Annotated in this window: 16 protein-coding genes; 6 read left to right on the top strand and 10 right to left on the bottom strand. The window is 72.9% G+C overall.

From position 1 onward, the window contains the following. Window positions 1-28 precede the first annotated feature (28 nt). Both PYR91_RS33000 and PYR91_RS32995 read left to right on the top strand, forming a co-directional pair. Window positions 29-391, top strand: a complete 363-nt coding sequence (locus PYR91_RS33000) for a helix-turn-helix domain-containing protein (protein WP_279786297.1) — start codon at window positions 29-31, stop codon at window positions 389-391. Window positions 392-460: 69 nt separating this feature from the next. Then, a complete protein-coding gene (locus PYR91_RS32995) occupies window positions 461-1,315 on the top strand; it encodes a sulfotransferase (protein WP_279786294.1) in 855 nt (284 codons plus the stop codon). A 39-nt stretch (window positions 1,316-1,354) separates the two neighbouring features. Here the strand turns inward: PYR91_RS32995 and PYR91_RS32990 are convergent, their stop codons facing one another. Next, the gene (locus tag PYR91_RS32990; RefSeq protein ID WP_279786292.1) at window positions 1,355-1,936 is read right to left on the bottom strand and encodes a CGNR zinc finger domain-containing protein; all 582 of its coding nucleotides are present in this window, start codon (window positions 1,934-1,936) and stop codon (window positions 1,355-1,357) included. A 72-nt stretch (window positions 1,937-2,008) separates the two neighbouring features. On the opposite strand from PYR91_RS32990, the gene PYR91_RS32985 reads away from it, so the two are divergent. Beyond that, a complete protein-coding gene (locus PYR91_RS32985; RefSeq protein ID WP_279786290.1) occupies window positions 2,009-2,788 on the top strand; it encodes a class I SAM-dependent methyltransferase in 780 nt (259 codons plus the stop codon). Between the two features lie 83 nt (window positions 2,789-2,871). Then, window positions 2,872-3,903: an adenosine deaminase gene (gene add, locus PYR91_RS32980; protein ID WP_279786288.1), complete on the top strand. Its 1,032-nt coding sequence runs from the start codon at window positions 2,872-2,874 to the stop codon at window positions 3,901-3,903. Window positions 3,904-3,990: 87 nt separating this feature from the next. Here the strand turns inward: add and pgl are convergent, their stop codons facing one another. The 6 genes from pgl to tkt all read right to left on the bottom strand — a co-directional run bounded on the left by pgl (window position 3,991) and on the right by tkt (window position 12,652). Continuing rightward, window positions 3,991-4,764: a 6-phosphogluconolactonase gene (pgl, locus tag PYR91_RS32975; protein WP_279786286.1), complete on the bottom strand. Its 774-nt coding sequence runs from the start codon at window positions 4,762-4,764 to the stop codon at window positions 3,991-3,993. A 140-nt stretch (window positions 4,765-4,904) separates the two neighbouring features. Then, window positions 4,905-5,798 (bottom strand): glucose-6-phosphate dehydrogenase assembly protein OpcA, encoded by an 894-nt coding sequence (gene opcA / locus PYR91_RS32970; protein WP_279786424.1) that lies wholly within the window; start codon window positions 5,796-5,798, stop codon window positions 4,905-4,907. A gap of 106 nt (window positions 5,799-5,904) precedes the next feature. After that, complete coding sequence (gene zwf, locus PYR91_RS32965; protein ID WP_279786284.1) at window positions 5,905-7,617, bottom strand: glucose-6-phosphate dehydrogenase; 1,713 nt, start codon at window positions 7,615-7,617, stop codon at window positions 5,905-5,907. Then, the gene (locus tag PYR91_RS32960; protein WP_279786282.1) at window positions 7,617-9,248 is read right to left on the bottom strand and encodes a glucose-6-phosphate isomerase; all 1,632 of its coding nucleotides are present in this window, start codon (window positions 9,246-9,248) and stop codon (window positions 7,617-7,619) included. Before PYR91_RS32960 ends, zwf begins: the two co-directional genes overlap by 1 nt. A 160-nt stretch (window positions 9,249-9,408) precedes the next feature. Continuing rightward, window positions 9,409-10,515, bottom strand: a complete 1,107-nt coding sequence (tal, locus tag PYR91_RS32955) for a transaldolase (RefSeq protein WP_279786281.1) — start codon at window positions 10,513-10,515, stop codon at window positions 9,409-9,411. Window positions 10,516-10,540: 25 nt separating this feature from the next. Beyond that, window positions 10,541-12,652, bottom strand: coding sequence for a transketolase (gene tkt, locus PYR91_RS32950; RefSeq protein WP_279786279.1), 2,112 nt, complete (start codon window positions 12,650-12,652; stop codon window positions 10,541-10,543). A gap of 467 nt (window positions 12,653-13,119) precedes the next feature. On the opposite strand from tkt, the gene PYR91_RS32945 reads away from it, so the two are divergent. Both PYR91_RS32945 and PYR91_RS32940 read left to right on the top strand, forming a co-directional pair. After that, window positions 13,120-13,995, top strand: a complete 876-nt coding sequence (locus tag PYR91_RS32945) for a heme o synthase (protein WP_279786422.1) — start codon at window positions 13,120-13,122, stop codon at window positions 13,993-13,995. Between the two features lie 124 nt (window positions 13,996-14,119). Next, window positions 14,120-14,962, top strand: coding sequence for a hypothetical protein (locus PYR91_RS32940; RefSeq protein WP_279786277.1), 843 nt, complete (start codon window positions 14,120-14,122; stop codon window positions 14,960-14,962). Between the two features lie 97 nt (window positions 14,963-15,059). On the opposite strand, the gene PYR91_RS32935 is transcribed toward PYR91_RS32940, so the two are convergent. The 3 genes from PYR91_RS32935 to PYR91_RS32925 all read right to left on the bottom strand — a co-directional run bounded on the left by PYR91_RS32935 (window position 15,060) and on the right by PYR91_RS32925 (window position 19,066). Continuing rightward, window positions 15,060-16,487: an FAD-binding oxidoreductase gene (locus PYR91_RS32935; RefSeq protein ID WP_279786275.1), complete on the bottom strand. Its 1,428-nt coding sequence runs from the start codon at window positions 16,485-16,487 to the stop codon at window positions 15,060-15,062. Window positions 16,488-16,740: 253 nt separating this feature from the next. After that, on the bottom strand, window positions 16,741-17,895 hold the full coding sequence (locus tag PYR91_RS32930) for a glycosyltransferase (RefSeq protein ID WP_279786273.1): 1,155 nt from the start codon (window positions 17,893-17,895) through the stop codon (window positions 16,741-16,743). Between the two features lie 85 nt (window positions 17,896-17,980). After that, window positions 17,981-19,066 carry a glucosyl-3-phosphoglycerate synthase gene (locus PYR91_RS32925; RefSeq protein WP_279786271.1) on the bottom strand — a complete coding sequence of 362 codons (1,086 nt, stop codon included), beginning with the start codon at window positions 19,064-19,066 and terminating at the stop codon, window positions 17,981-17,983. Window positions 19,067-19,084 lie beyond the last annotated feature (18 nt).

Raw genomic sequence — 19,084 nt, 5'->3', positions numbered from 1 at the left:
GCAACCCCGGATCGGCTAGTATGGCCACATGGCAGCTCCGAAGACCCCCGACCGCGGTGCGACGGAGCCCTGTCTGCGTGCCGACGCCTCCCTGGCCCGCGCCTTCACCGTGCTCGGCAAACGCTGGAGCGGCGTGGTGCTGGGCGCCCTGGCGCAGCGGCCGGCCGGCTTCCGCGAGATCTCGCGCGTGATCGACGGCGTCAGCGACTCGGTGCTCTCCGACCGCCTGACCGAGCTGGCCGAGGCCGGGCTGGTCGTCCGCACCGTCGAGGAGGGGCCGCCCGTGGCGGTCTCCTACGAGCTGAGCCCGAGCGGCCAGGCCCTCATGCCGGCCCTGAACCAGATCTCGCTGTGGGCCGAGGAACACCTGCCCCCCGGGCAGGTCTGCTGACCACCGGCTACAACCGGCGCACAGGCTCCGTTCACCTCGGCGTCACCATCGTTTCCTATGGTCTGGTCCATGGCATGGAAGAGCAGGGTCAACGCGGCTCTCGAGGGGTTCACCGGCTACAACATCACACGCGTCCGGCCGCAGGTCGTGCCCGTGGCCCCGCCGCCCGAGACGCCCCGGCCCCCGGTGGATCCTCGTAGCGACCGGCTGCTGCGAGAACCGGTCTTCGTGCTCTCGCCGGTGCGCTCGGGCTCGACCCTGTTCCGCGTCCTGCTGAACAGCCACTCGCGCGTCCACGCGCCGCACGAGATGCACGTGCGGCGGCTCGCGGTCAGCATGACCACCGATCCGGTGCGGCAGGCGATGGAGGCGCTCGGCCACTCCACGAGCGACATCGAGCACATCCTGTGGGACCGAATGCTCCACCGGGAGCTGCTCAGGAGCGGCAAGGACGTCATCGTCGACAAGACGCCCAGCAACGTCTTCGCCTACAAGCGGATCCTCACCTGCTGGCCTGACGCGCGGTTCGTCTACCTCATGCGCCACCCCGCCTCGATCGCCCGGTCGTGGCACGAGGCCGACCCCGAGGCGCGGCCCATGGGCGAGGCGGTCCGCCACACCTACCAGTACATGCGCTACCTGCAGGACGCCCGGGGACGGCACGACGGGCTCGACCTGCGGTACGAGGATCTGGTGGAGGACCCCGAGGGCCAGCTCCGCCGGGTCTGCGCGTTCGTCGGCGTCGAGTTCGAGCCCGGGATGCTCAAGTACGGCGAGCACGACCACGGCGCGTTCGTGAAGGGCATCGGCGACTGGCGCGACAAGATCCGCAGCGGTGAGGTGCAGCGCGGCCGGCCGCTTCCCGCCCCGCACGAGGTGCCCGAGGGGCTGCGCGAGACCGCCAGGGCCTGGGGCTACATCTGACCTGCGGCCGGGCGGATCGGGCCGGCGCGGGGAGGCGGGTCAGGGCTTGGGCGCCCGGGCGCGGAACGCGGCGGTCTTGACGCGGTTCTGGCAGGCCGTCGAGCAGAACCGGCGGGTGCCGTTGCGCGAGACGTCGACGTAGACGCGGTCGCAGTGCGGCGCGGTGCAGACGCCGAGCCGGTCGTGCAGCTCGCCGCCGAGCACGATGGCGAGCCCGGTGGCGCACGAGGCCGCCCAGCTGTCGGCGAGCGTGTCGGTGCGGCCGTGGAAGTGCAGGTGCCACGGCTCGCCGTCGTGCCGCTCCAGGTGCGGGCGCGCCTGAGTGCGCTGGAGCAGACGGTTGACCTGCTCGGCCGCGGCGTCGACGTCGCCGGCCTCGGTCGCGTCGAACACGACGCGCAGCTCGCCTGCCACCTTCGACAGCTCGGCGGCCTCGGTGCCGGTCACCTCGCCGGCCTGGCGGCGCCCGCCGGCGCGCAGCGCCTCGGTGGCGGCGGCGCGCAGCCCGGCCCCTCCGGGCGCGGGCGTGTACGGACGGCCGCGCGCCTCGCCGGGCGTCAGCGTGTTCACCAGCGAGGCGGCGACCGCCACCACCGTGTCCGAGTGACTGTTGAAGTTCACTTGACCGGTCACATCCTTGGGTTCTACCGTGTCACTATCGAAATGATAGACAACAGTTACGGGGAGGGCTGCATGTCCATTCTTCCGCGCGAGGTGGCGCAGGGCTGGATCGAGCGATGGGATCGCCAGCAGGAGGGTTACCTGCCCGACCGTGAGGAGCGGTTCACCGCCCTGATCGACGCCGTGGAGGCCGGGGCCGGCCGTCCCGACCCGCTCGTGCTCGACCTCGGCTGCGGTCCCGGGTCGCTGGCCGCCCGTCTGGTCGACCGCGTGCCCGGGGCGAGGGTCGTCGCCATCGACGCCGACCCGCTGCTGCTGGCGCTGGGGCGGGCCTCGCACGCGGGCCGGCCGGAGCTGCGCTTCGAGGATCTCGACCTGCGCACCCCCGGCTGGGCCGCCGCCCTGCGGCTGGACCGCCAGGCGGACGTGGCGGTGAGCACGACCGCGCTCCACTGGCTGCCCGAACCGGCGTTGCGCACGATGTTCGCCGAGCTGCACGGGGTGCTGCGGCCCGGTGGGCTGTTCCTCAACGGCGACCACTTCGACGTCCAGGACGTCTCGCCGGGCCTGGCCCGCCTGGAGGAGGAGATCCGCCGGCGGGCGACCCGGCGGCGCTTCAGCGGGGGCATGCCCGAGAACTGGCGCGAATGGTGGGACGCCGTCACCGCCGACCCCGCCCTCGACGCCGCGCGCTACGAGCGGGAGCGCAGGGTCGCCGGGGCCGACCACCACGGCTCGGAGTCCTCGCACCTGTCCGCGCACGTGGAGGCGCTGCGCGCGGCCGGTTTCTCCGAGATCGGCACCCTGTGGCAGAACGGCGACAACCGTCTGCTCTGCGCCCTTCGGGCGTGATCCCGGCGAAGCTGACGAAGTCGTGTCAGTTTCCCGATAATCGACTTTCCCAGAGGTCGTCCCGGTGCTTAGGGTCATTCGTTATGACCCAGAGCACCACATCGATCGACACGTTCATCACCGCCCTGCCCAAGGCCGAGCTGCACCTTCACCTGGTCGGCTCGGCCTCGGTGCCCACGGTCCTGGAGCTGAGCCGCCGCCACCCGGGCGGCCCGGTGCCGGTCACCGAGGAGGAGATGCGGGCCTTCTACGTGTTCCGCGACTTCCCGCACTTCGCCGAGATCTACGAGGGTGTCAACGCGCTGGTGCGCGACCCCGAGGACATCGCCACGCTGGTCCTGGGAGCGGTGCGCGACCTCGCGCCGCAGAACGTGCGGTACATCGAGCTCACGGTCACCGCCTACTCCCACCACCGCATGGGCATGCCGATGCGCGCCGTCACCGAGGCGCTAGACGTGGCCGCCCGCCAGGCGGCCGAGCAGGGGGTGCGGGTCGCGTACGTGTTCGACATCCCCGGCGAGTACGGGGTCGAGGGCGCGCGGGCCACCCTCGACCACGCGCTGTCGGAGCCGCCGGAGGCGCTGGTCGGCTTCGGGCTCGCGGGCATCGAGCAGCACCGCCCGCCCCACCGCGACGCGTTCAGGGACGCCTTCCGCGCCGCCAGGGCGGCGGGCCTGCACAGCGTGCCGCACGCGGGGGAGATGACCGGCCCGGAGACGATCTGGGAGGTCATCGAAGGGCTGGGCGCCGAGCGCATCGGGCACGGCACCAGCTGTGTGGCCGACCCCAAGCTGCTGGCCCACCTGCGCGAGACGCAGATCCCGATCGAGGTGTGCCCGACGTCCAACGTGCGCACCGGCCAGGTGGCCGACCTCGCCGCCCACCCGCTGCCCCGCATGCTGGCCGAGGGGCTGTACGTCACGATCAACAGCGACGACCCGCCCATGTTCGCCACCACGCTCAACGGCGAGTACGGCGTCGTGGCCCGCACCTTCGGGCTGGGCGCGCGTGAGCTGGCCGACCTGTCGCGTAACGCGGTGCGGGCGTCCTTCATGGACGAGGCGGGCAAGCGCGCGATCCTGGCCGAGATCGACGCGGTCCCGCTGCCCGGCTGACCGCCGCGGCCGGTCGCCGTCCGGCCGGGGCCCGCGCGGCCGGCACGCGGCCGCGCGGGCGTGGGGAGGCGCCGGGTGAGCGGACGGTCAGGGAGAGGCCAGGCGGCCGAGGCTCGGTGGCAGCTTGCTCGCGGCGGCCCGGTCGAGCAGGAACAGCGTGCGCGACCGCCCCCGGGCCCCGGCGGCCGGCACCTGGAAGGTGCCCGACTCCTGGAGCGCCAGGCGTACGGCGCCGGCCTTCTCCTCGCCGGTCGCGAGCACCCACACCTCGCGCGCCGCCCTGATGGTGGCCAGCGTCATCGAGACGCGGGTGGGCGGCGGCTTGGGGGCGCCGTGCACCGCCGCGACGGGGCGCTCGTCGTACAGCGCCGGCATCTCGGGGAACAGCGAGGCCACATGGCCGTCGGGGCCGATGCCGAGCATGAGGACGTCGAACGACGGCACCGGCCCGTGGTCCTCCGGGCGGGCCGCCTTGCGCAGCTCCTCGGCGTAGCGGTGGGCCGCCTCCTCGACGGTGAGGCCGGAGTCGGGGCCCGGCACGGCGCGCACGCGCGCGGGGTCCACGTCCACGTGGTCGAGCAGCGCCTCGCGGGCGCCCGTCTCGTTGCGCTCGGGGTCGCCGGAGGGCAGGAAACGCTCGTCACCCCACCAGAGGTCGAGGCGCGGCCACTCGACGGCGTCACGCGCCGGCGTGGCGGCCACCTCGGCCAGGGTGGCGATGCCGATGCGACCGCCGGTGACCACCAGGTGGGCCGACCCCTTGGCGGCCTGGGCGTCGACGAGCCCGACGATGAGGCGCGCGGCGACGGCCTTGGCCAGCACGTCGGCGTCCCGGTGCACGATGACCGATGGAGCACTCACAACACAGACCGTCCTTCGATGAGCGCAGGTGCCCGGCACCCGCCCGTGAAACCGCGATGGTCGGGGGCGCCGGGCGCAGGAAGCGCCCGGCCCCCCCGAAAGACCGGTGCGTCACCCGGTGACCGCGCCGGGACGCCCTTTCAGGAGCCGTCGGCGGCGGCGTTCCTGATCGCCGACTCGTAGACCTCGTCGGGGTCCAGCCGGCGCAGCTCCTCGGCGAGCAGGTCGGAGGCCGGCCGGCGGGCCAGGGCGACCTGCCGGTCGGGCTCGCCCGTGCGGGTGAGGGTGGCGGTGCGCGAGTCGTAGCGCTCCACCCTGATCTCGCCGTCCCCCAGCCGCAGGCGGACCGCCGTCAGGCCGGGACCCTCGGAGTCGGTCACCCTGATCGGGGCGCCGAGCCGGTCGGACAGCCACACCGCCAGGAGCTCGGCGCTCGGATGGCCGGGCTCGGCCTCCACGTGCCCGTCGAGCACCTTGCCCGCGGGCCGGTCGAACGCGGCGGCCAGCAGGCTCCGCCACGGCGTCAGCCGGGTCCACGCCAGATCGGTGTCACCGGGGGTGTAGCCGTCGGCGCGGCTCCTGATCGCCGCCACGGGGTCGGAGCTGGAGCGGGCGTCGGTGACGCGGCGCTGGCCGAAGGCGCCCACGGGGTCCTTGGCGGGCGCCTCGGGCGCCTCGCCGGGCCACCACACCACCACGGGGATGTCGGGCAGCAGCAGCGGCGACAGCACAGAGTCGGCATGGTCGCGCAGCTCCCCGTACAGGCGCAGCAGCACGACCTCGCCGGTCGTCAGCTCGCCCACCCGGATCTCGGCGTCCAGCCGGGTCGCCTCGTTGCGCTCGCGGGGGATGACCGCCAGGATGCGCGAGGGGTGCTCGCGGGACGCCTCGGACGCCGCGCGCACGGCGTCGTACTGGCGGCTCTCGTCGCACACCACGACCAGCGTGAGCACCATGCCGACGGCCGGCGCGCCCACCTGGTGGCGCAGGCGGGTGAGCTGCGAGGAGATCTCCGAGGCCGTGGTGGACCCCATGAGGAAACTGGTCACAGCGCCTCCCGATGGCTCCGCAGCGCCCCACGGGCGCCGGGCCGCCTCCCGGGCCTGGCCCGGGTGCCCGGCGCGGTCGTCTGCACGTCGATCACAGCCTCCTCCAGGTGCGGCCGTCCCGCGCCATCAGCTCGTCGGCCGACGCCGGCCCGCCCGTGCCGGACGGGTAGCCCTCGGGGCGTTCCTCGCTGTTCGCCCAGAACTTCTCGATCGGGTCGATGATCATCCACGAGAGCTCGACCTCCCGCTGGTGCGGGAACAGCGGCGGGTCGCCGATGAGGACGTCCAGCAGCAGCCGCTCGTAGGCCTCGGGGGAGGACTCCAGGAACGCCTCGCCGTAGGCGAAGTCCATGTTGACGTCCCTGACCTCCATCGCCGTTCCCGGCACCTTGGAGCCGAACCTGACGGTGATGCCCTCGTCGGGCTGGATGCGGATCACCAGCGCGTTCTGCCCGAGGATCTCGGTGTCGGTCTTGCTGAACGGCAGGTGCGGCGCCCGCTGGAACACCACGGCGACCTCGGTCATCCGCCGCCCCAGACGCTTGCCGGCGCGCAGGTAGAACGGCACGCCCGCCCAGCGCCGGTTGGCGATCTCCAGCTTGATGGCGGCGTACGTCTCGGTGTTGGACTCCGGCGGGATGCCCTCCTCCTCCAGGAAGCCGTGGACCGGGACGCCGCCCTGCCACCCGGCGAGGTACTGGCCGCGGGCCGTGGACGTGGAAAGGTCCTCAGGCAGCGTGACGGCCTCCAGGACCTTCTCCTTCTCCCTGCGCAGCTTGGAGGGGCCGAACGCCGTCGGGTCCTCCATGGCCACCAGCGCCAGCAGCTGCAGCAGGTGGTTCTGGATGACGTCCCTGGTGGCGCCGATGCCGTCGTAGTAGCCGGCCCGGCCGCCGACGCCGATGTCCTCGGCCATGGTGATCTGCACGTGGTCGACGTAGCCGCGGTTCCAGATCGGCTCGAACAGGGTGTTGGCGAACCGCAGCGCCAGGATGTTCTGGACGGTCTCCTTGCCCAGGTAGTGGTCGATGCGGAAGACGGAGTCGGGCTTGAACGCCGAGTCGACGACGCGGTTGAGCTCCCGGGCGCTCTGCAGGTCGTGCCCGAACGGCTTCTCGATCACGACCCGCCGCCAGGAGCCCTCCGGCGGCCTGGTCAGGCCGGCGTGCTTGAGCTGCTCGATGATGACCGGGAACGCCCTCGGCGGCGTCGACAGGTAGAAGGCGTAGTTGCCGCCGGTGCCGCGGGTCTCGTCGATCTCCTTGAGCGCCATGGTGAGCGCCTCGAACGCGCCCTCGTCGTCGAACGAGCCGGGGACGAAGTGCAGCCCCTCGCAGATCTGCTTCCACACCTCCTCGCGGAAGGGCGTGCGGGCGTGCTCCTTGACGGCGTCGTGGGTGATCTGCGCGAAGTCCTGGTGTGCCCAGTCGCGCCGGGCGAAGCCGACCAGGGAGAAGCCCGGCGGCAGCAGACCGCGGTTGCCCAGGTCGTAGATCGCGGGCAGAAGCTTGCGGCGGGCGAGGTCGCCCGTCACGCCGAAGATGACCAGCACGCAGGGGCCGGCCACCCGGGGCAGGCGCTTGTCGCGCGGATCGCGCAGGGGATTCGCCTCCACCACCTCCAAGGTCGTCGCGGTGCTCGCGACGGCCTGTGCGGCGGTCACGGAGTCGTCGGGAGCGACCCGTGCCGGCGGCTGGCCGGCGGGCGGGGCGCCGAGATCGGCGGCGCCCGGGGCGTGGATCGGCTCGGGAGGCGGGGGGATGGGCGGGGTCTCGCCCCCGCCGCCGGACTCGCTGTCGTTCATCAGACCTCCCGTGCGGCCGCGAGCAGGTGCCTCACACCGGCCTCGCGATCGGTCAGGTGCAGGCGCACGGCCGGGCGCCCACGCTCGCGCAGCGCGTCGAGGTCGCCGAGCGCCTGGGCGAGCTGGAGCCTGCCCAGCGTGTACGGCTTGCCGGGCACCTGCAGGTCGTCCTGGACGGCGCCGGTGATCTGCAGGAAGACGCCGTTCGGCGGGCCGCCCTTGTGGTACTGGCCGGTGGAGTGCAGGTAGCGCGGGCCCCATCCGAAGGTGACCGGGTGGTCGGTCCGGATGCCGAGCAGCCCCTGCAGGCTCGCGGGGTCGTGCGCGGCCCAGACGTCGGTGATCTCCTCGAACGACGCGCCCTCCGGCACCGGCACGTCGAAGGCCGCCTCGCGGTCGAGGAAGGCGAGGATCGCCAGGTAGCCGCGGTCGGGGATCTCCTCCAGCAGCATGGTGAGCACCCCGGACAGGTCCTTGACGTGCTCGGGGACGTCGCCGTAGACCTCCACCGGGCCGTCGACCAGCGCGGGGGCGCCGGTGGGCAGCGGGCCGTCGCCGGCCTGCTGCAGGATGCGGGAGGTGTTCTCCTTGGACTCGGCGACGTTGGGCTGGTCGAAGGGGTTGATGCCGAGCGCCAGCCCGGCCACGGCGGTGGCGTACTCCCAGATCAGGAACTGCGCCCCGAGCCGGCCGCGCACCTCGGCGTCGCCCTCGGTGTCGATGCCGGCGACGATCTCGTCCTCGGCGCCGTTGGGGTCGGCCCCGACCACGGGCAGGATGCCCTTGCCCTGCTTGCCGGTGGACTCGGCGACGAGCTGCTCGATCCAGTCGGGCAGCCCGTTGATGTCCGACAGGCTGTCCTCGAGCACGAGCTTGTCCCGCCCGGCCTCGGCCGCCGTGCCCAGCGCCGCGCCCAACTCGAGGCCGGGGTTGTCCTCGGGCCCCGCCAGCCGGGCGCTCGCCTCGGCGGCGTCGTCCAGGAGCGGGCGCACGTCGGCGCCGGCCAGCGCGCTCGGCACCAGGCCGAAGGCGGTCAGCGCGCTGTAGCGGCCGCCGACGTTGGGGTCGGCCAGGATGACCGTGTAGCCGGCCTCGATCGCGGTCTGCTCCAGCGGCGAGCCGGGGTCGGTGACCACGACGATGCGGTCGGCGGGGTCGATGCCGGCGTCCCGGAAGGCCTGCTCGTAGATGCGCCGGTGGCTGTCGGTCTCGATGGTGCCGCCGCTCTTGCTCGACACCACCACGATCGTGCGGTCGAGCCGGTCGGCCAGCGCGCGCCGCACCTGGCCGGGGTCGGTGGTGTCCAGGACGGTGAGCGGGACGTCGGCCGTCGCGCAGATGACCTCCGGGGCCAGCGAGGAGCCGCCCATGCCGGCGAGCACGACGTGCTCCAGGCTCTCGGCCCGGGCCCGCTCGACCAGCTTGCCGATCTCGGGAAGCAGCTCCCTGGAGGTGGTGGGCAGGCTCAGCCAGCCGAGCCGCACCCGCGCCTCAGCCTCGGCGTCGGGCCCCCAGAGGGTGGGATCACCACCGGACAGCGCCTGGGGGACGCCCTCCCCGGCGAGCTTCCGTACGGCCTCGGCGCTCTCGGCGGCCAGCGACTCGTCACCGAACGATACCGACATATCCATCCTTAAATTAGTTGCCTCGCGCGGGCCCGCCGGCTCGCCGGCCGGGCTCGCGCGGTGCCCGGCACGGCCGGCCTGATGGGCGCTCCCGCCGGCCGGTGAGCGCCCGGCCGGGCGAACCTCCGCCGGGCCGGCCCGTCGCGCGGGCCGGCCCGAAGGGGGTTCAGTCGACCTTCTTCAACTCCGCCTCGACCGTGCCGAGCAGCTCGTTCCAGGAGGCGACGAACTTCTCCACGCCTTCGTCCTCCAGGGCCTGCACCACGTCGTCGTAGTCGATGCCGGCCTGCTTGAGCGCGGCCATGGTCTCCCACGCCTGCTCGTAGTACGGCCGGACGGTGTCGCCGTCGATCTTGCCATGGTCGGCCACCGCGTCGAGGGTCTTCTCGGGCATGGTGTTGACCGTTCCCGGCGTGACGAGCTGGTCGACGTACATGGTGTCGGAGTAGTCGGGGTTCTTGACGCCGGTGGAGGCCCACAGCGGGCGCTGCGGGTGGGCGCCGGCGGCCTTGAGCGCCTGCCAGCGCGGGCCGTTGACGACCTCCTCGTAGGCCTCGTACGCCAGGCGGGCGTTGGCGACCGCGGCCTTGCCCTTCAGGGCGAGGGCCTCGGGGGTCCCGATGGCGTCGAGGCGCTTGTCGACCTCGGTGTCGACCCGGCTGACGAAGAAGGACGCCACCGACTCGATCGAGGAGAGGTCGACGCCGTTGGCCTTCGCCCGCTCCAGACCCTCCAGCCAGGCGTCCATGACCGCGCGGTAGCGCGCCAGGGAGAAGATCAGCGTGACGTTGACGCTGATGCCCTCCGAGAGCGCCTGGCTGATCGCCGGCAGCCCCTCGACGGTGGCCGGGATCTTGATGAAGAGGTTTGGCCGGTCGACGAGCCACCACAGCGCGCGCGCCTCGGCGATCGTCTTGTCGGTGCTCTTGGACAGGCGCGGGTCGACCTCGATGGACACCCGCCCCTCCACGCCGCCGGTGACGTCGTACACCGGGCGCAGCACGTCGGCGGCCCACCGGATGTCGTAGGTCGTGATGGCGCGCGTGGCCTCCCCGAGGTCGACGCCGCGCGTCATCAGGTCGTGGAGCTGGACGTCGTAGGCATCGCCCTTGCTCAGCGCGGAGGCGAAGATCGTCGGGTTCGAGGTGATCCCGGTGACCGCCTTGTCGCGGATGAGCGCTTCGAGGTTGCCGGTGCGCAGGCGCTCACGGCTGATGTCGTCGAGCCAGATCGCCACGCCCTGCTCGGTGAGGGCCTTCAGGTTTTCGCTCATGACTTTCGTCCTCTGGTATCCGGCTCTAGTTTCCGGTCGTCTGGCCCTTGTCGGCCCCGGTCCTGGCGAGGCTGCCCTTGGCCGCGGCGGCTACACGCTCGGCGGTGAGGCCGAACTGCTCGTACAACGTCCTGTAGGGCGCCGAGGCGCCGAAGTGCTCAAGGCTGACCACCTCGCCCTCCTCACCTACGAACTGCCGCCAGCCCAGAGCGATTCCCGCCTCGACGGCCACCCGCGCGCGGACCGACGGGGGCAGCACCGACTGCTTGTAGGCGTCGTCCTGAGCCTGGAACCACTCGACGCACGGCATGGACACGACACGGGCCGGGATGCCCTGGGCCTCCAGCAGTTCGCGCGCGTCCACGGCCAGCTCGACCTCGCTGCCGGTGCCGATGAGGACCACGGCGGGCTGCCCGTTGGAGGCCTCCCGCAGGATGTAGCCGCCCTTGGAGACCTTTTCGAAGTCGGCCGTCTCCTCGTACACCGGGAGGTTCTGCCGCGTGAGCGCCAGGGCCGCCGGACGGTCGGTGTGCTCCAGCACGGCCCGCCACGCGGCGGCGGTCTCGTTGGCGTCCGCCGGGCGGACGACGTCGAGGCCGGGGATCGCGCGCAGCGCCCACAGGTGCTCGATCGGCTGGTGCGTGGGGCCGTCCTCGCCCAGGCCGATGGAGTCGTGCGTCCACACGTAGGTGACCGGCAGGCCCATGAGGGCCGCCAGCCGCACCGCCGGGCGCATGTAGTCGCTGAACACCAGGAACGTGCCGCCGTAGGGGCGGGTGCCGTCGTGCAGGGCGATGCCGTTCAGGATCGAGCCCATGCCGTGCTCGCGGATGCCGAAGTGCAGCGTGCGGCCGTACCGGTTGCCGGGGAAGCTCTTGGTCTGGTGCTCCTCGGGGATGAAGGACGGCTCGCCCTCCATCGTCGTGTTGTTGGACTCGGCGAGGTCGGCCGAGCCGCCCCACAGCTCGGGCAGCACCGGCGCCAGCGCGTTCAGCACCGTGCCGGAGGCCTTGCGGGTGGCGACGGGCTTGCCGGCCTCGAACTTCGGCAGCGCCTCCTCCCAGCCCGCGGGGAGCTTGCGCGCGCTCATGCGGTCGAACAGCGCGACGCGGTCGGGGTTGGAGGCGCGCCAGGCCTCGAAGCCCTCGGTCCACTCGGCGTGGGCGGCGCGGCCGCGCTCCACGACCTGCCGGGCGTGCTGCAGCAGTTCCTCGGAGACGTCGAAGCTCTTGCCCGGGTCGAGGCCGAGGACCTCCTTGGTGGCGGCCACCTCGTCCCCGCCCAGCGCGGAGCCGTGGATCTTGCCGGTGTTCTGCTTGTTCGGCGCGGGCCAGCCGATGATCGTGCGCAGCTTGATCAGGGTCGGGCGCTCGGTCTCCTCGACCGCGGCCCGGAAGGCGTCGTACAGCGCCTGGACGTTCTCGACGTACTCGCCGGTCTCGGTCCAGTCGACGCTGACCACGTGCCAGCCGTAGGCCTCGTAGCGCTTGGCGACGTCCTCCGACAGCGCGATGGCGGTGTCGTCCTCGATCGAGATGTGGTTAGCGTCGTAGATGACGTTGAGGTGGCCGAGCTTCTGGTGGCCCGCGATGGAGCTCACCTCGTGGCTGATGCCCTCCTCGATGTCGCCGTCGGAGGCGATGCACCAGATGCGGTGGTCGAAGGGGCTCGCTCCGGGCGCGGCGTCGGGGTCGAACAGGCCCCGCTCGCGGCGCGCCGCCATGGCCATGCCGACGGCGTTGCCGAGGCCCTGGCCGAGCGGGCCGGTGGTCGTCTCGACGCCGATGGTGTGGCCGTGCTCGGGGTGGCCCGGGGTCAGGCTGCCCCACTGGCGCAGCCCCTTCAGGTCGTTCAGCGTCAGGCCGTACCCCGACAGGTAGAGCTGGATGTACAGGGTCAGGCTGGAGTGCCCGGCCGACAGCACGAAGCGGTCGCGCCCCGTCCAGGCGGGATCGGAGGGGTCGTGGCGAAGGACGCGCTGGAACAGCAGGTACGCCGCCGGCGCGAGGCTCATCGCGGTGCCGGGATGGCCCGACCCCGCCGCCTCGACCGCGTCCATGGCGAGGGCGCGGACGACGTCGACCGTGCGCCGATCGAGGTCGCCCCATTCAAGGTCTGGCACGAGTTCGCTGCTCAACTGCTCGATCTCCTATAGGTCTCTGGCGCCGGCTGGTGTCTGGTAGCGTCCGGCCTGGTCTTCCCCACCCCGGACCCTAACGGTTGTCCCTTCACCGTAGATGCGTGGTGCGTGCTACCGATGGCCGGGGAATGCGTGCCGCCCGTATGCAGCAACCCTGCCCCCTCGCCACCGTCTGGAACGTGATCGGCCGCATCGCGTGGCCGGCGGGTCACCGGGTGGTTCCGGGGCACGCCGGCGGCGGCGGGCGGACGCTTCGCGAGCCTCCCCGGACGAGCCTTTCGCCCCCGATGCCGGGACCGGCACCGTCCCGCACTACAGTGAGTCTCCAGCGTTGGCTCATGCCCGCAATCACGGATCCGCTCTATAAGAGGTTACGCGTTGACTCCGCACCCGCTGGAAGCGCCTTGACGGTGCTGACGACAAAGCCGCCGACGGTCCCGCTCGCCGGCGCCGGCCGATCGCCGATGGCCACCGTGCGCGCCTACGTCGCGCTGACCAAGCCGCGGATCATCGAGCTGCTGCTGATCACGACGCTCCCGGTGATGTTCCTCGCGGCCGGGGGCCTGCCGCCGCTGTGGACGGCCATCGCCACCCTGGTGTTCGGCACGCTGTCCGCGGGAAGCGCCAACGTGCTGAACTGCTACGTCGACCGTGACATCGACGCGACCATGCGCCGCACCCGCCGGCGTCCCCTCGCCATGGCGACCGTGACCCCGGGCAACGCGCTGATCTTCGGCGTCGTGCTGGGCGCGCTGTCCACCCTCGGCCTCGGCCTGTCGGTCAACTGGCTGGCCGCGGGGCTGTCGCTGGGCGCGATCCTGTTCTACGTCTTCGTCTACTCGATGGTGCTGAAGCGGCGCACCTCGCAGAACGTCGTCTGGGGCGGCATCGCGGGGTGCATGCCCGTGCTCATCGGCTGGGCGGGGATCACCGGACGGCTCGACTGGGCGCCGCTGGTGCTGTTCGGGGTGGTCTTCTTCTGGACGCCCCCGCACACCTGGACCCTGGCCATGCGCTACCGCGAGGACTACGCCGCCGCCGAGGTGCCGATGCTGCCGGTGGTCGCCACCGAGCGCCGGGTCGTGCTGGAGTCGGTGGCCTACACCTGGGCCACGGTGCTGTGCTCGCTGCTGCTGTGGCCGGTGGCCGGCACCACGCCGGTGTACGCCGTCGTGGCCGCCGTCCTCGGGGCCGTGTGCCTGTGGGAGGTCTACCGCCTGCTCGGCCGGGTGAACGCCGGCAAGACGGGTGTCGACCTGCGGCCGATGCGCTTCTTCCACTGGTCGAACGCCTATCTGGCGCTGCTCTTCCTCACCGTGGCCATCGACTCCCTTCTCTGACTTCCTTCGCATTCCCGGCGTTCCGCATATGTGCGGCATGAGCAGCCTCTAGCATGTGTCGCTGATCTCATCGCCGAGCCCTGTCCGGCGCCGGGCACGGGCGCGCGGGCGGGAAGTGGGAGTCATGGCCGCACGCCTCCGCACCACCGCCGCCCTCGCACTGGCGTCGTCCCTCCTGCTGGGCGCCGGAGGGTGCGCCGCCGTGGAGCGAGGCGCGGCGGGCGTCCTCGAAGCGGTCGGCGACCCGTCGGTCATCACGGCCGACAAGCCGTTCGCCGGCTCCCCGGCCGAGAAGTTCGCCGACGGCAAGGCCGGCATGGTGATCCCGCAGGCCGCGAGGGTCGGCCGGTTCACCGCGAAGGAGGTCTCCTACGCGTACCGGAAGACCCGGAACATCCTGGCCGCCGCCTACCTCGACCGGCCCACCCTGCTCGGCGGCCGCGCGGCCGCGTACGCCAGGCAGCTCCACCCCGAGCAGGCCAAGGACTTCCGCGCCAAGCTCGACCGCAAGGACCAGTCGCAGAACAGCCGCGGCTGGGTCATGAGCTTCGCCAAGGGGAAGGCCGAGCTGGTCGGCCAGGTCATCAAGGTCCGGGGCACGATGTCGGCGGCCGAGGGCAAGGACGAGGAGGGCAGGCCGGAGCTGTGGGTGAGGTTCGAGTACCGCTTCGTCTACCCGGTCCGCAAGCCCGGCACCTCGGCCATCGTGCGGGTCATGGCCTACGAGAAGGCCAGGGTGTCCTTCTGGCGCAACCCCGCCACCGGCCGCCTGGACCCCTGGCACGACGACGCCGAGGACAAGTGGACCGCGGGCGTCGAGTGCGAGCCGGAGGACGGCTTCGTCTACCCGGCCTACCCCGACTCCACCAGCGGCGGCGGCCGGGGGACGGCCCCCGCCGAGGATCCCTTCGCCAAGCCCTCGGCGCCGATGAAGGACGGCGACTGCCCCGACGTCGAAGGCGTCTGACGCCGGGCGGCCCCCGGGCCGCGGCGGCGCGGGGAGCGGCCGGACGCCCGTCCGCCCGGCGTGGCGGATCTCACGGAGGCCGCCCGCCGGGCGCGGGTCAGCGTCCGGAGATCAGGTCGGCCAGGCGGGCGTAGGCCGACGTGCGTGCCCGGCCGGCGTTCTCGCGGCGGTCGGCGGCGCGGAACAGCGCGTAGATCGCCTGCACGCCGACCCAGCGCAGCGGCTCCGGCTCCCACTGGCGCACCCGCCGGCCCACCCACGGCAGCGCGGTCAGCTCGGTGTCGCGCCGCAGCACCAGGTCGCGCAGCGTGCGGCCGGCCAGGTTGGCGGTGGTGACGCCGCTGCCGACGTACCCCCCGGCCCACCCGAGGCCTGAGGCGTGGTCGAGGTGGACGGTCGAGCACCAGTCACGGGGCACGCCCAGCACCCCGCACCACGCGTGCTGGATCCTCGCCTCCGCCGTCGCCGGGAACAGCCTGACCATGACGTCCCGCAGCGCGGCCACCGTCTGCGGCTGGGTGGCGCCGCGCTCGTCGGTGCGCGAGCCGTAGCGGTAGGGCACCCCGCGCCCGCCGATCGCGATGCGGCCGTCGGCGGTGCGCTGGGCGTAGCAGTACGCGTGCGCCGCGTCGCCCAGCAGCTCGTTGTCCTGCCAGCCGATCTCCTTCCACACCCGGTCGGGGAGCGGCTCGGTGACGATCATCGAGCTGTTCATCGGCAGCCACTGGCGGTGCTGCCCCTTGATGCCGGCGGTGAAGCCCTCGGTGGCGCGGATCACGTACTCGGCGGTCACCGTGCCCCGGTCGGTCACCGCGGCGGCCTTCTTCTCGCCTCCGCGCGGGCGGATCTCGGTGACCGTGGTGCCCTCGAAGATCTCCACGCCCAGCTCGGCCGCGACGCGGGCCAGCCCGGTGGCCAGCCTCGCCGGCTGGACGCGCGCGCAGTGCGGGCTGTAGGCGGCCGACAGCGCCCCCCGCACCCGGATGCGGTCGTCGCGCTCGCGCGGCCCGAGCATCCGCATGTCCTCCTCGGCGAACCCCCAGTTCCGCAGATCGTCGACCTCGGCCCGCAGCCGGTGGTCCTGGGCGGGGTTGGTCGCGACGTGCACCAGGCCGCCCTTGTGGGCGTCGGCGTGGATGCCCTCGGCCCTGCAGGTCTCGATCACCTCGTCCACCGCGGTGAACATGGCGTGCTGCAGGTCGATCATCGCCTGCCGCCCGCGGGCGGCGGCGTGCCGCTCCCGGGACCCGGCGAACTCCGCCGACAGCCATCCGCCGTTGCGCCCGGAGGCCCCGAACCCGGCGAACTCCCTCTCCAGTACCGCGACCCTCAGGCCGGGCTGGGACTTCTTCAGGTAGTAGGCGGTCCACAGGCCCGTGTAGCCGCCGCCGACGATCGCCACGTCGACGTCGCGGGGGCCCGGCAGCGTCTCCCGGCGCGCGGGGAACCCCGTCTGCCGATACCAGAACGACACCCCCCCGTTGGCGAAGTCCTCCGTCACGGGCACGCCGCTGGAACCGTCCATACCGTCTCCTCCACCCGGCCGCCCGGCCGAGGCGCCGCACTCTCCCCGATGGCCCGTGATGACGGCCACCCCTACCCGTGCCGTTCACGGCGCCGCCGGGGCGCCGTGAACAGACGATGCGGTCACATGCTGGCACAGTCCCGCGGGCGCGGTTGACGCCCCCCGGCCCTCGGCCGAGGTCGCGGAGGGGTTCACCGGGCGGCGCGGAGGCGCCGGGCGAGCGGACGCCCCCGGGCCGCCGGGAACGGGTGGGTCAGGGAGCGGGCGCGGAGCGGGGACGGCCGCGGCCGCGCGAGCCGGCGATGGCCCGCTCGTACAGTTCCAGGTACCTGTCGGCCATCACCGCGGGGGAGAAGCGGGCGCGCGCCTCCCTGCGGCACTCCTCGGGGTCGATCTCGTCGACCCGGAGGACGAACTCGGCCAGCTCCTCCTCGGTGTCGGCCAGGAAGCCGGTGCGGCCGTGGTCGATGATCTCCGGGAGGACGCCGCGCCGCAGGCCGATCGGGGGGACGCCGAGGGCGAGGGCCTCGACGACGGCCGTGCCGCCGGGCTCGTCCCACTGGATGGGGAACAGGGCGGCGCGGGCGGAGGCGTAGAGCCGGTCGCGGGCCTCGCCGCCGACCGAGCCGGCCCAGGTGACCAGGTCGCCGTCCAGGTAGGGGGCCACCTGGTCGACGTGGTAGCGGACGTCGGGGTGTCCGTTGAGCGGGTGGTCGGGGTCCTGGACCACCGCCTCCAGCTCCGCGGCGTTGTTGAGCCCGCTCACCGGGCCGGCCAGCACCAGGGGCAGGCCCAGCTTCTGGCAGATCCGGGCCGCGATGTGCTGGCCCTTGAGCCCGCAGACGCGGCCCAGCACCACCAGGTGGTCGCCGCGCTCGGCGCGAAGGCCGCTGTCGGCGAGCGGGGTGGCCAGGTGGACGGCGCCGAGGGACGCGGCGCGCAGGGCGGCGGGGGCCCGGCGCAGCTGCGACTCCGACACCCCGTTGACGGCGATCGACCGCGGGAAGTCGCCGTAGAAGGCGGCGTGCTTGCGCAGGTCCCAGTGCAGCGTGTGCAGCACCGGCGGTCCGCCGAGCGCGGAGAGCACGGCGGGACCGACCACCTCCAGGTGGTCGTGGACCAGGTCGATGTCGTCGCGGCGGGCCAGCTCGGCCACCACCCGGGCCTGGTGGGCGTGGGCGACGCCCATGACCTGGTTGTACGGCTTCTGCAGGTGGGTGAACTGGCCCTCGTCGAAGACGCTGACCAGCTCGTCGACCTCGATGGTGCTGGTGCCCACCGAGGCGAGCACCACGCGGACGCCCCGCTCGCGCAGCGGCGGGATCAGGGTGGCGACGATGTTCTCGATGCCGCCGTAGTCGGAGGGCGGCACGGGCAGCCAGGGCCCGGCGTTCATCAGCACGTTCATCCGACGTCCTCCTTCACCGACATGCCAGATGATTGTCGCCCGCGGCGGCCCTCGCACCGGCTCGCTGCCGTGCGGCGCGCGGGTGTCACGTGAGGGTCTCCTCAGCTGGAGCGCCGGTGCGGTCCAGGTCCCGGATGGCCGGGGCTCCCGTCACGGTGGGCTCGACGAGATCGGTCAGGCGGCGGCCTCCATCGGCCGCGGCGCGGGTCACGGAGGCGAGGGGCGGGCGCTCGGCGACGCCGACGTCGCTCAGCGTGGCCTGCCCGTCGGCGTCGAACTGCAGGAGCCCGGTGGCGGGCGGCTCGGACGCCACGATGCGGCCCTGGCGTTCGAGCCGGGACCAGGCGGTCAGGATGATCTGCCCGGCCATCCGGCCGAGCGCGGCGGTCGTCTGGTGGCTGTGCTCGCGGCAGCCCAGGTCGACCTGGGCCATCGCGTCCAGGCCGACGCGTTCGAGAAGGTCGACCAGCAGGCCGAACTCCACGCCGTACTCGGTGACGAACGGCACCTGCTCCAGCACCTCGCGCCGGGCGGCGTACTCCCCGCCCAAGGGCTGGATGAACCCGGCCAGTTCGGGCCAGTACAGATTGAGCAGGGGCCGGGCCACCAGTTCGGTGACCCGGCCTCCCGCGCCTCGCTGTGCCACGCCGTCAGGGCCGATGAACGGTCGTTCGTAGGCGCCTTTGACGAACTGGACCCCCGGCCGGGTGAGCAGCGGGCCGAGCAGCCCCGAGATGAAGTGGGCGCCGAAGTTGCGCAGGTCGGAGTCGGCGAACACGACCACGTCGCCCTTCGAGGCGGCCAGGCCCTTCCACAGAGCCTCCCCCTTGCCCGAGAGCGGCGGCAGGTCGGGCAGCACGTCGTCCTGCCGGACGACCGTCGCGCCGGCGGCGGCCGCGCGGACGGCGGTGGCGTCGGTGGACCGCGAGTCGACCACGATGAGCTCGTCGACCAGCGGGATCTTCTCCATCAGCTCTCGGCGGATCACCGAGATGATGTCACCTACGGTGCGTTCTTCGTCACGTGCGGGCAACACCACACTCACCGTGGTGGACCCTTTCGCGGACAGGAGCGCCTCAGCGGGCCAGTCCGCCGCCGTACTGGTGTGCGGCCCGTACCGGACCTGGCCAGGCACCGTCACCCGCGGTGGTCGATTGAAGTGTGCTTCCATGCAGCTTGCCCCGATCTC

This window comes from Sphaerisporangium sp. TRM90804 (assembly GCF_029846175.1).
Classification (GTDB): Bacteria; Actinomycetota; Actinomycetes; order Streptosporangiales; family Streptosporangiaceae; genus Sphaerisporangium.
Note: the sequence above shows the minus strand (reverse complement) of the source record. Positions and strands in the feature narration are given on the sequence as shown.